Origin of the sequence: uncultured Thiocystis sp. (assembly GCF_903866365.1) — a bacterium.
In the GTDB taxonomy this organism is placed as follows: Bacteria; Pseudomonadota; Gammaproteobacteria; order Chromatiales; family Chromatiaceae; genus Chromatium.
The window spans coordinates 1-11,305 of sequence record NZ_CAIPNF010000335.1 but is presented as its reverse complement, the minus strand read 5'-3'; the positions used below and the strand labels follow the sequence as shown (position 1 = coordinate 11,305).

11 protein-coding genes and 1 pseudogene are annotated in these 11,305 nt (G+C 65.1%); 7 read left to right on the top strand and 5 right to left on the bottom strand.

Annotation, left to right across the window (positions count from 1 at the left end; all coding sequences use genetic code 11):
• A partial coding sequence (locus QZY07_RS18845; RefSeq protein ID WP_295406002.1) for a biotin/lipoyl-binding protein occupies positions 1-285 on the bottom strand: 285 nt, incomplete at its 3' end.
• 538 nt (positions 286-823) lie between these two features.
• Here QZY07_RS18845 and QZY07_RS18840 point away from each other — a divergent pair.
• The 7 genes from QZY07_RS18840 (at position 824) to QZY07_RS18810 (ending at position 8,404) form a co-directional block, all read left to right on the top strand.
• Positions 824-1,972 (top strand): RNA-guided endonuclease TnpB family protein, encoded by a 1,149-nt coding sequence (locus tag QZY07_RS18840; protein ID WP_295406001.1) that lies wholly within the window; start codon positions 824-826, stop codon positions 1,970-1,972.
• The gene (locus QZY07_RS18835) at positions 1,917-2,294 is read left to right on the top strand and encodes a heme-binding protein (protein WP_295406000.1); all 378 of its coding nucleotides are present in this window, start codon (positions 1,917-1,919) and stop codon (positions 2,292-2,294) included. The genes QZY07_RS18840 and QZY07_RS18835 overlap by 56 nt, the downstream gene beginning before the upstream one ends.
• 107 nt (positions 2,295-2,401) lie before the next feature.
• The gene (locus QZY07_RS18830; protein WP_295405998.1) at positions 2,402-3,340 is read left to right on the top strand and encodes a DnaJ C-terminal domain-containing protein; all 939 of its coding nucleotides are present in this window, start codon (positions 2,402-2,404) and stop codon (positions 3,338-3,340) included.
• A 5-nt stretch (positions 3,341-3,345) separates the two neighbouring features.
• Positions 3,346-3,663 (top strand): chaperone modulator CbpM, encoded by a 318-nt coding sequence (locus QZY07_RS18825; protein WP_295405997.1) that lies wholly within the window; start codon positions 3,346-3,348, stop codon positions 3,661-3,663.
• Positions 3,664-4,410: 747 nt separating this feature from the next.
• Complete coding sequence (locus QZY07_RS18820) at positions 4,411-4,554, top strand: entericidin A/B family lipoprotein (protein ID WP_363184490.1); 144 nt, start codon at positions 4,411-4,413, stop codon at positions 4,552-4,554.
• A gap of 64 nt (positions 4,555-4,618) precedes the next feature.
• Positions 4,619-8,050: an HAD-IC family P-type ATPase gene (locus QZY07_RS18815; RefSeq protein WP_295406004.1), complete on the top strand. Its 3,432-nt coding sequence runs from the start codon at positions 4,619-4,621 to the stop codon at positions 8,048-8,050.
• Positions 8,051-8,188: 138 nt separating this feature from the next.
• Entirely contained in the window at positions 8,189-8,404 is a 216-nt protein-coding gene (locus QZY07_RS18810) for a DUF2892 domain-containing protein (RefSeq protein WP_295405995.1), read from the top strand.
• A 123-nt stretch (positions 8,405-8,527) separates the two neighbouring features.
• Here QZY07_RS18810 and QZY07_RS18805 read toward each other — a convergent pair whose 3' ends face one another.
• The 4 genes and pseudogenes from QZY07_RS18805 to QZY07_RS18790 all read right to left on the bottom strand — a co-directional run.
• Positions 8,528-8,707 carry a F0F1 ATP synthase subunit gamma gene (locus QZY07_RS18805; RefSeq protein ID WP_295405993.1) on the bottom strand — a complete coding sequence of 60 codons (180 nt, stop codon included), beginning with the start codon at positions 8,705-8,707 and terminating at the stop codon, positions 8,528-8,530.
• A gap of 63 nt (positions 8,708-8,770) precedes the next feature.
• A pseudogene (locus QZY07_RS18800) lies at positions 8,771-9,039 on the bottom strand (F0F1 ATP synthase subunit gamma); the annotation flags it as partial.
• Positions 9,036-10,631, bottom strand: a complete 1,596-nt coding sequence (locus tag QZY07_RS18795; protein WP_295405991.1) for an alternate F1F0 ATPase, F1 subunit alpha — start codon at positions 10,629-10,631, stop codon at positions 9,036-9,038. The gene QZY07_RS18795 and the pseudogene QZY07_RS18800, both read right to left, overlap by 4 nt.
• Positions 10,624-11,305 (bottom strand): F0F1 ATP synthase subunit delta (locus QZY07_RS18790; RefSeq protein WP_295405989.1); only part of this gene is annotated, 682 nt, incomplete at its 5' end. The genes QZY07_RS18795 and QZY07_RS18790, both read right to left, overlap by 8 nt.

Sequence of the window (11,305 nt, the reverse complement as noted above, 5' to 3'; positions counted from 1 at the left end):
GTCGCGCTGGGCGTCGAGCGTGGCGACCCGCATCCGGGCCAGCGGCTGTCCGGCCTGCACGAAATCGCCCTCGTTGACCAGGATGGTCTCCACCCGTCCGGCGAGCTTGGTGGCGACATCGATCTCGGTGGCCTCGATGCGACCGTTGCCGCTGACGAAGCCGGCGCCCGGACCCGAGGGTTTCATGGCGTTCCAGGCCAACACCCCGATCGCTGAGACGGCAATCGCAATCGCGATCGCGGCGAGGATGACTCTTGTTCGTTGCGGTTGCGATTGGTTTGTCATCCGCCGTCTCCCTCCACGGACCAGAACGGCCCGAATCGCGTGTCCATGACCATGAACACCCCCAAGATGGGACGATGGCAACCCTCACAAGCCGCTGACATCCGATCCCGCGAAACGCTCGCCCGGTCTTGCAGGGATGAGCATGTCCGAATCAAACTACGCTTGCCGAGAGGCTTGGGTCTGTGCGCTACCACACAGAGCGAATCCTGCCGAGCGCGATCGACTGATCGCCGTCGGGCTTGACTCCAGGATCGAGCCGCCGACATGATGCCGATCGCGTGAAGTCGGCGACAAAGGTGCCGCAAGTGAATGATCTCTTTGCCGAACACGCGGTCTAGATCGGGGTAGAAGATGACCTCATCTTCTGTCGGTACGGAACAAGGCTGATTGATCTCGCTATTTCCCTGGGGACTTCGATGACTCGCTTCCAGTTTCTAACTGTCTTCATCAAATTTTCTCCCGGTTGAAACCCCGTCCCTTTAGGGCGGCGCTAATTCGAGCTTGCTTTGTTTTTACAGTTTTCCGTTAGAATCTGTAAATGCCGTTTAAAGCCTACCGATACCGCTTTTACCCCACGCCTGAGCAGGTTCAAAACCTCGCCCAGACGTTCGGTTGCGTGCGCTATGTCTACAATCGATCACTGAGGTATCGACAAGATGCCTGGTACGAACGGCAAGAAAACGTGTCCTATCTGCAAAGCTCGGCCCTCCTCACTGGATGGAAAAAAGAACCGGAGCGTCTCTGGCTCAACGAGGTATCGAGCGTTCCTTTGCAGCAGTCGTTGCGCCATCTCCAAACGGGGTACAGCAACTTTTTCAAAGGCCGGGCGAAGTACCCGCACTTCAAAAAGAAGGACAGCCCGCAGTCGGCGGAATACACCACGTCGGCATTCAAATGGGATGGCGAAACGCTGAAGATCGCCAAGCAAGCCGAACCGCTTGATATCCGGTGGTCGCGCCGTTTTACCGGCAAACCAACCACGGTGACGGTATCCAAGGACGCAGCGGGGCGGTACTTCGTCTCTCTCTTGGTGGAGGAAGAGATCGCCTTGTTGCCCGTGGTCAACGTCACGGTTGGCGTCGATGTGGGCATCAAGGACGTGGCGGTTCTCTCCACCGGAGAGCGCACGGGCAACCCCAGGCACACGGCGAAGTACGCCGCGAAATTGGCCAAGGCACAGAAACGCCTCGCCAAGAAGCAGAAAGGATCCAACAACCGCCGCAAGGCCAAACTGAAAGTGGCGCGCGTCCATGCCAAGATTGCCGATGCGCGCCGTGACTTCACCCATCAACTGACCACGACGCTGATTCGCGAAAACCAAGTGATCTGCGTCGAAAACCTGGCAGTCAAGAACATGGTGAAGAACCCAGCGCTGGCGAAAGCCATCAGCGATTCAAATTGGGGTGAGCTTGTCCGGCAGTTGGAATACAAAGCAGGATGGTACGGACGCACGGTGGTCTCCATCGATCGCTGGTTCCCATCCTCGAAACGCTGTGCGTGCTGTGGGCATACCGTCGCAAAGCTGGATTTAAGCGTCCGGCAATGGACCTGCCCGGAGTGCGATACCGAGTTGGACAGAGACGTGAATGCGGCTCTGAACATCAAAGCGGCGGGGCTCGCCGTGTTAGCTTGTGGAGAGACTGTCAATCCCGTGTTGGCGAAAGCTGGCATTGGTTCGTCTCGTTGAAACAAGAATCTCCGGGTCTTCAGCCCGGAGAGTCGTCAATCAGTTCGCGATGCCCCGGGAATGGACGCTGGAGACCCTGCCGGAGCCGACCGACCCGCGCGTGAAGCTCCGCGCGATCCCGGCGCGCACCATCGCCGTCATTCGCTATTCAGGCACCTGGTCGCAGAGCCGCTACGACGAGCACCTGAAGACGCTGCAAGAGGCCCTCGCGCAACGTGGCCTGACCTGGCATGGCGAACCGGTGTGGGCTCGCTATGATCCTCCCTGGAAGCCCTGGTTTCTGCGACGCAACGAGATCTGGCTTGAGCTTTTAAGTAATTGATTTAATATGCCTTAACCGCGTCTCACCGAACGTCGTGGGTTGCCGCAAGGTCGACCCTCGCTCGAAACGACGCATGTCGCTCTGGACGCGGTTTCGCGGGAGGATTGATGGAATTCAAGGATTACTATGCCGTGCTCGGACTGGAGCGCACGGTCGCCCAGGATGAGATCAAGCGTGCCTACCGCAAGCTGGCGCGCAAATATCACCCCGACGTCAGTCAAGAGCCGGAGGCCGAGGCGCGCTTCAAGGAGGTGGCCGAGGCGTATGAGGCACTGAAAGACGTCGAGAAGCGGGCGGCCTATGACGATGTGGCGAACCGCTACCAACACGGCCAGGAGTTTCGCCCGCCACCCGGATGGAATAGCGGATTCGAGTTCAGCGGTGGTGACTTTGACGAGAGCGTCGACTTCAACCGCAGCGATTTCTTCGAATCGCTCTTCGGGCACCCGACGGCCGGTGCCCGTGGGCGGGGCCAGCGGGCGGGCAGCGACCATCACGCCAAGGTATTGATCGACCTGCAAGACGCCTATCGGGGCGGCCGCCGCGGCATCTCGCTGCGCGTCCCGCGGATCGATGCGAACGGACAAGCGACCATCGAGGCGCGGCACCTGGAGGTCAACATTCCCAAGGGCATCCGCGACGGACAACACCTGCGACTCGCCGGTCAAGGTGGCCCAGGACAGGGTGACGGTCCGGCGGGCGATCTGTACCTTGAGATCGCGTTCGCGCCGCACCCGGTCTTTCGCGTCGACGGCCGTGACGTCTACCTCGACCTGCCGGTCGCGCCCTGGGAAGCGGCCCTCGGCACCGGCGTCACCGTCCAGACCCCGGATGGCAGCGTCCAACTCACGGTTCCGCCTGGCTCGTCGCCGGGCCGCAAGTTGCGCCTCAAGGGCCGGGGTCTTCCCGGCGTTCCCCCCGGCGATCTCTATGCGGTGCTCTCGATTCGCTTGCCGCCGGCCGACACGCCGACGGCACAGGACGCCTATCGCCGGATGGCCGAGGCGTTCGGCGATTTCCACCCGCGCGGCACATTGGAGGCTTGATGCCGATGAACACGATTAACAGGACCGCGACGCCGTGCGTCATTGTCGAGGAGGAGGTCCAGTTCACGCTCATCGAGCTGAGCCGGGCGTGCCGGACCGAGATCGATCAAGTAGTTGAATTGGTGATGGAAGGTGTGCTGACGCCGAGCGGCGAAGACGCGGAGCATTGGCAGTTTCGCGGGGCGACGCTCAGACGCGCACGGAGGGCGTTGCGTCTCGCGCGCGATCTGGAATTGAACGCCGCCAGCACGGCACTCGTGCTCGACCTGCTCGATGAGATCGACGCGCTCCGGTCACGGCTGCGGCGCCTGGGCGGCGACTGAGCGACGGACGGCATCCTGTCGATGCCGAGCGCGCCGTGCGGGCCGAGTGGCGGCGCATTTGGGGTCACGCCCTCATGGCTGTTTTTCCAGTCAAGATCCATCTTGGATTGATGGGAACCATCGATTCAGTGGTTCACGCCCGAGGCGTCCGACGGACGCCTTGTTTCAAGCGCCGGTTCAACCCTATCGGACTGTGCGAGCATTCAGTGACGCATTTAGCACGCTGACGCGAGTCCTCGCCCCGGCAAGCGTCTGTTCGCTATCACAAATAGAAAGGCTATTCTCGGTCAAGGGTTTTCGCTGCCGACAACTCACTGCCATTCAGCGAAGCCGTTTGCGGCGAGCCATTCGGTCTCGCTCAGGAGAGCCTTGTCGAACCATGAACGGCTTTACGCTCAGAGGTTTAGGGTTTTTCGTTCGCCCTTGACCCTTCGACAAGTTCAGGACTCTGGGCGAACGGAAACTCCTTAACGTCATGGCCGTGACGCATCGGGGGAGGAATGGAGCGCGATTTTTTCAGCGGCCGGCGAAAACAGGGCGATGAAAACAGGTTCTTAAGTTCGCTAGCGCACTGAAGCGCGTCGTCATGACAGCTAGATTCACACATCCCAGTTGCATTCACTGATCCCGCGCGACACCCGCAAGCCGTGGCGCAAACCCCGACCCAGTTACTCGGGAAACGATGCACGCTGGACTGACCGACCGTGGCGCAACGCCAATTGATGGCCAAGACAACAGGTGATGATGATGAATAAGCTCCTAACGCTGATGCTGCTGATCGCGATCAGCGGATTGTTCGGCTGCAATACCATGGAGGGCGCCGGCAAGGATATCCAGCGCGGCGGCGATGCCGTGAGCGAGACGGCAAGAGATGTCAAGAAGGATATGTGAACGGCGTGAATCGCCTGTGCACCGCTAGGGGAGACGGCGCTTGATCATCCCCGCTTTCGACACCCTGGTTGCCGAGCTGGCCGGATGGCCCTGGATCCGGGGCGCGGACGCCGTGGGGTTCGTGCTGCTGATCGGCTATCAGCTCTCCATGAATTGGCTCGCGCGCCGCCACCCCGAGCGCACCCACCAAGGCCGTTCCAACCGGCTGCGCCGGGCCTGGATCGAGGCCGTGCGCGTCGGGGACAAGGACAACCTGGCGATCCAGACCCTGCGCAACTGGGTGATGTCCGCCACCATGTTCGCCTCGACCTGCATGCTGATCAGCCTGGGCATCATGGGCGTGACCTTCGGCGGGATCGATCTGGCCGATCTGTCGCAGGCGCTGAGCGCGGCGCCGAGCGGTCCGGATCTCGTGCGGCTCAAGCTGCTGCTGCTCGCCGCCCTCTTCTTCGCCGGCTTCATGTCCTTCCTGTTGGCGCTGCGGTACTACAACCAGGGTGGCTTCGTCATCAATCTGCCGGACGGATTTTTCAACGGCCCGGCGCTCGACCCCATCGCCGAGACCCTCGATCGCGCCGGTCGCCACTACAACCAGGGCACTCGGGTCTTCATCCTGGCCGTGCCCTGCGTGCTCTGGCTGATCGGTCCGGACTGGCTCCTGGGCGGAGCCCTGGCCGCCGTCCTCCTGCTCTATCGCTTCGACGTTCACGACGACCGCGTGCTGGCGCCAGCGGCAGCGGCGGTTCCCAGCGGGCTCGGCGTCGGGGCGCCGCATGCGCTCGCGACCGAGGAGGTGTTGCAGGCGCTGCGCAGCCGACTCGACGGGCTGTCGGCCACCGAGGCGGCCAAGCGCCTCGCGCTCGTCGGCCCCAATCGGCTGCCCGCCCCGCCACGAGACGGGCCGATCAAGCGCTTCCTCAAGCATTTCCACGATAGCCTCATCTACATCCTGCTCGCCGGCGCGGTCGTGACGGCGCTCATGGGGCACTGGGTCGATACCTGGGTGATCCTGGCCGTGACGGTCATCAATGCCGTCATCGGCTTCATCCAGGAGGGCAAAGCCGAGCAGGCGCTGGCGGGCATCCGCAAGATGCTCGCGCTGCACGCCCAGTGCCGACGCGACGGCCAGTGGCGGCTGCTCGACTCGGCCGATCTGGTGCCGGGCGACCTGGTGCGCCTGCGCGCCGGCGACCGCGTCCCCGCCGATCTGCGTCTGTGCGAATCGGCGAGCCTGCGCATCGACGAGTCCGCGCTGACCGGGGAGTCGGTGCCCGCCGACAAGGGGACCGATCCGGTGGATCTGGCGGCGGGGATCGGCGACCGGCGGGGGATGGCCTACTCGGGCACCCTGGTCGCCGGCGGTGCCGGGCTGGGGGTGGTCACGGGCACCGGGCCGACCACCGAGCTGGGGCGCATCGGCCGGATGATCGCGGAGGTGCAGACGCTGGCGACCCCGCTGACCCGCCAGATGGCCGCCTTCGGTCGGGTGCTCTCCTTCGTGATCCTCGCCCTGGCGGCGGGGATGTTCCTGATCGGTTGGTGGCTGCACGACTTCCCGCTGGGCGAGCTGGTCATGGCGGCCATCGGTTTTGCTGTCGCCGCCATCCCGGAAGGTCTGCCAGCGGTTCTGACCATCACCCTGGCGCTCGGCGTGCAGCGGATGGCGCGGCGCAACGCCATCACGCGCCGGCTTCCGGCGGTGGAGACCCTGGGCTCGGTCACCGTCATCTGCACCGACAAGACCGGCACCCTCACCCGCAACGAGATGACCGCGCGGCATCTGGTCACCCGCGTCGCGCAGTACGAGGTGACGGGGATCGGCTATGCCCCGGACGGCGAGATTCGCTTCAATGGGCGCTCCGTCGCCCTCGCGCAAACCCCGGACCTCCAGGCCCTGGTCGAGGTCATGGCCCGCTGCAACGACGCCCACCTCGCCGAGGAGGATGGCCACTGGACGGTGATCGGTGAACCGACCGAGGGCGCGCTGCGTACCCTCGCGCACAAGGCTGGTTTCGCGTCGGGCGAGGCCCGGCGCCTGGCGGTCATCCCCTTCGATTCGACCCGCAAGCTCATGGCGACGCTCGACCTGGTGCCAGGACAGGCGCGGCGGATACTGGTGAAGGGCGCGCCCGGTCCGGTGCTGCGGCTCTGCACCGAGCAGCGCGGCGTCGACGGCGGCCGCGAGCCGCTGGAGTTGGGGTTCTGGGAGGATCAGATCGAATCCCTTAGCGCCGAGGGACTGCGCGTGCTGGCCGCCGCCGTGGGCGCCGTCGCGGACGACAAGAGCGACCTCGCGCCCGCCGATCTCGATGGCGGGCTGCTGTTCCTGGGGCTGGTCGGCATCCTCGACCCGCCGCGCCCGGAGGCGGTCGCGGCCATCGCCGCCTTCCGGCAGGCCGGTATCCGGGTCAAGATGATCACCGGCGATCATCCCGGCACCGCGATCGCCATCGCGCGGGAAATGGGCATCGGAGATGGGCATCGCGCGGTCACCGGGGCCGAGCTGGAGGCTGCGGACGACGCGGCGCTGCGCCGGATCGTTCGGGATCATGACGTCTTCGCCCGCACCAGCCCGGAGCACAAGCTGCGGCTGGTGCAGGCGCTCCAAGATAATGGCGAGGTGGTGGCCATGACCGGCGACGGGGTCAACGACGCCCCGGCGCTCAAGCGCGCCGACGTGGGCGTGTCCATGGGCATCAAGGGGACCGAGGCGACCAAGGAGGCGGCCGCCATCGTGCTGGCCGACGACAATTTCGCCTCGATCGAACAGGCGGTGGCGCAAGGCCGCACCATCTATGACAACCTGCGCAAATCCATCCTCTTCCTGCTGCCGACCAATGGCGCCCAGGCGCTGGTCATCCTGGTCGCGGTGCTGTTCGGCTTCGCGCTGCCGCTCTCGCCGGTGCAGATCCTCTGGGTCAATCTGGTGGTCGCCGTGACCCTATCGCTCGCGCTCGCCTTCGAGCCCGCCGAGCCGGGGCTGATGCGGCGCCCCCCGCGCCGACCGGACACGCCCATCCTCGGCGGCTGGCTGCTGTGGCGCATGGTCCTGGTCTCGCTGCTGATCGGCGCGGCCACCATCGCCGTCTTCCTCGTCGAGCAGGGCCAGGGCGACACCATCGCCTCGGCGCAGACCATGGCGGTCAACACCCTGGTGCTCGGGCAGGTCTTCTTCCTCTTCAACTGTCGCTCGCTCCACGCATCGAGCCTGAGTCCGCGTCGGTGGTTGACCAACCCGGCGGTCGGGATCGCGGTCGGGGCGCTCGCCCTGCTGCAAGCCCTGTTCGTCTATGCGCCCTTCATGAACGCCTGGTTCCACACCGCCCCCCTGGCCGCCCGCGACTGGCTGCTGCCGGTTGGACTTGGCGCGGGGATCTTTCTGCTGGTCGAGATCGAGAAGGCGATCGGCCGGTGGTTTGCGCTCCGTTCGGGGCTGCTCGCGCACGTCAACGCCCCTGACCCGAACAGGAGAGGGGGCAACGCGGAGCCTGTCTAACGCAAATTTTTTCAGGACTTCCCGTCCGCCCCGCGGCGGACGGAAGGACCGGAATCGCGGCCCGATCCCAACCGATCCCGCCACGGACCGATCCGGCACGGAGGCCACCATCCATCGTCAACCACTGGAGCATTCGTGATGAATTTCGATTACACCAAACCCAACGTCGGCAACACCGATCGTCTGATTCGCGCCATCGTCGGCGTCCTTCTGATCCTCGCCATCTTTCGCGGTAGCTGGATTGGCGGACTCCTCGGCGCGGTGCTGCTCGTCACCGCTTATTTCCGCTTCTGTCCGGTCTACACCTTCTTCGATTTCAGTTCCAACAAGGATGTGACGCCAGTCAGCAAATAGGCCAGGAGGCCGCCTACCGAGCGGGCCGCCAGGCCCGGCGGTGGGCTTCGTTGTGCCTCTGACGCTGTGCAAATTCGAGCGCGTTGACATCGGTGCTCCGCCGCTGGCCAAGGCAAAACCCGATCAGACTCCTGTCTTATGACTGATTGAACACTGTTGCGCTGACCGCTGCGGTTCGGCGAGTGCCTCGACGCCGGCGATGACATCGAACAGCTCCGCGTCGATGGCGCTCTGGCGTTGTCGGTGGAAGGTTCCGTGCAGCGTCTCCAGCAACTCTTCGATGTTCTTGTCGGCGCGCTGCATCGCGGCGAGTCGGCTGGCGTTCTCGCTGGCCAGGGATTCGGCGCAGGCGCGAACTGGCCCACCAGTCCCTGATCGGAGCCGAAGACGACCGCGCCAATTTCGCCCGTCGCGGCGCCTTTGGCTTCGCCAGTCGGTGCGTCCGCCTGACCGATCTCCCGGAAGCAGATGCTCAGCCCCAGTTCCACGGTGCGCGCGTAGTCGCCCAGGGCATGCACCGATCGCTCGTACTGAACGATGCTCGACGCGGCCAGCGATTTCATGGTGCGAACGACGGCCTGGAGGTCACCGGCGCTGCTGATCTTGTGGCGCAGGCTGGCGGTGGTGTCGCTCATGGCGCGTCCGCCGACGTCGCGTCGTCCGGGAGTGAATCGGCTTGGTGAGCGGCCAGCGCCGCGCGCCCAATGTTCACGATGGTCCGACGATCCGCCTCGCTCAAGGTATCGGCGCGCACCAATCGCTCGCTGACGTCCTCCGGGATCTCGGTCGCCGCTTCCTGCACCGCGCGCTCGGCCTCGGGCATCCGCTCCAGTGGTACCGCGTCGAAAAGCCCGGCGGTCAGGGCCAGCGGGATGGCGATCTGCGCGGGCATGGATACCGGGGCGAATTCCGGCTGCTTGAGGCAGGCGCGGATGCGCCGCCCATGCGCGATGCGGCGCCGGGTGTCTTCATCCACGCGGGCGCCGAAGCGGGCGAAGGTCTCCAGTTCCTCGAATTGCGCATAGGCCAGCTTGAGATCGCCCGCCACCGCGCGATAGGCCGCCCGCTGCGCCTTGCCGCCGACGCGCGAGACGGATTGGCCAACATCCACCGCCGGCAGCACGCCCAGCTCGAAGAGCGACGGCGAGAGATAGATCTGTCCGTCGGTGATCGAGATGAGATTGGTCGGAATGTAGGCGGAGAGGTTCTGCGCCTCGGTCTCGATGATGGGCAGTGCGGTGAGCGAGCCCCCGCCAAGCCCCTCGCGCAGGTGCGTGGCGCGCTCCAGCAGGCGCGAGTGGATGTAGAAGATATCGCCGGGGAAAGCCTCGCGGCCGGGCGGGCGGCGCAGCAACAGCGACAGCTCGCGATAGGCGCGGGCATGGTGGGTGAGGTCGTCATAGACGATCAGCACGTCGCGGCCTTGTTCCATGAACTGCTCGGCGATGCTGGTCGCGGCATAGGGGGCGATGTAGGTGAGCCCCGGCGCGTCGTTGCCCTCGGTCACGACCACCAGGGTGTACTCCAGCGCGCCCTGTTCCCGCAAGATCGCCAGCGTCTTGGCGATGGCGGATGCCCGCTGGCCGATGGCGCAATAGACGCACAGCACATCCTGATCCCGCTGGTTGAGGATGGTGTCGATCGCGATGGCGGTCTTGCCCGTCTGGCGGTCACCGAGGATCAGCTCGCGCTGACCGCGTCCGATGGGGATGAGTGCGTCGATGACCTTGAGCCCGGTCTGCAACGGCACGGTGACGGGCGCGCGGTCCATGATGGCCGCGGCGGGGCGCTCGATCGGCAGGCGCTGGCTGGTGGACAGCGGCCCCAGGCCATCGAGCGGTCGGCCGAGCGGGTCGATGACGCGCCCCAGCAGGCCCTCGCCGACCGCTACGTCCATGACCCGACCGGTGCGCTCGACCGCGTCGCCGGCGTGCAGTTGCCAGTAGTCCCCGAGCAGCACGACGCCGATCTCGTCCGGGTCCAGGTTGAAGGCGATACCGAACACCTTGCCGGGAAACGCGAGCAGCTCCTCGAAGCCGACGCTGGGCAGACCGGAGACCTTGGCGATGCCGGTGGAGACGCTGGCGATGGTGCCGATCTCGTGGGGGGCGAGTCGAGGCGTGAAGGTGTCTCTTGCCTGGCTGATGGCGGCAAAGGTCTGGTCGAAGAGGGCTTGGAGGTCGTCCTGAAAGTCTTTGTCGTCCCTGGAGTCCTTGAAGTCATTCACTCTTTGCAACCCCACGCTGCCCATTCAGCAACTCCCCAACCCCCTGCTCCAACGATCTCAAATAATCCGCAATGCTCCAGCCGATCCGTTGTCCATTCACGCTCATCTCGATCCCGCCAATCAAATCCGGCCCAGCGTCGAACTGGATCGGAACCTCGGTTTCAAAAAAGCTGTTGAGCGCAGCCTGAATCACCGCCCGCTGCGCTGCGGGCAGCTCAAAGGCACTGCGCACCCGCACCGGCTCGGTCGCCGTCTTCAGCGCCTCGGCAAACACGGCATGCGACTCGCCATGCATCGCCCCCAGGCGCTCGATGAACACCTCAACCAGACGCTCGTCCAGACTGGCCCCGGCAAGATCCTTCAGGGTCTTGCGCGCGATCGCGAAGACCTCCCGCCGGGTCCGGCTCGATAGCGCCTGATTGAGCTGCTCGGCTTCCTGTCGCAAGGCGTCCTGCCGCTTGGCGCGCAAGGCGTCGGCGGCCTGCCGAGCTTCGTCGAGCAGCCGCTGGCGCTCGGCCTTCGCCGCGTTCGTCGCCTGGGCCAGGAGCGCCGCGCGCTGCGCGTCGAATGCCTGGTTCTTCTGCTGGAAGGTCTCGCGCTCCTGCCGGGCCTCGGCGCGTTTGGCGTCGGCGTCCGCCAGCTCCGCACTGATCCGCTGCTCGCGCTCGCCGATG

Excerpts from the sequence above, each read along its gene's own strand:
- QZY07_RS18825 (WP_295405997.1), top strand. The coding sequence starts at position 3,346 with ATGAACACGATTAACAGGACCGCGACGCCGTGCGTCATTGTCGAGGAG.
- QZY07_RS18840 (WP_295406001.1), top strand. The coding sequence starts at position 824 with ATGCCGTTTAAAGCCTACCGATACCGCTTTTACCCCACGCCTGAGCAG.
- QZY07_RS18805 (WP_295405993.1), bottom strand. The coding sequence starts at position 8,707 with ATGCAGCGCGCCGACAAGAACATCGAAGAGTTGCTGGAGACGCTGCAC.
- QZY07_RS18830 (WP_295405998.1), top strand. The coding sequence starts at position 2,402 with ATGGAATTCAAGGATTACTATGCCGTGCTCGGACTGGAGCGCACGGTC.
- QZY07_RS18820 (WP_363184490.1), top strand. The coding sequence starts at position 4,411 with ATGAATAAGCTCCTAACGCTGATGCTGCTGATCGCGATCAGCGGATTG.
- QZY07_RS18810 (WP_295405995.1), top strand. The coding sequence starts at position 8,189 with ATGAATTTCGATTACACCAAACCCAACGTCGGCAACACCGATCGTCTG.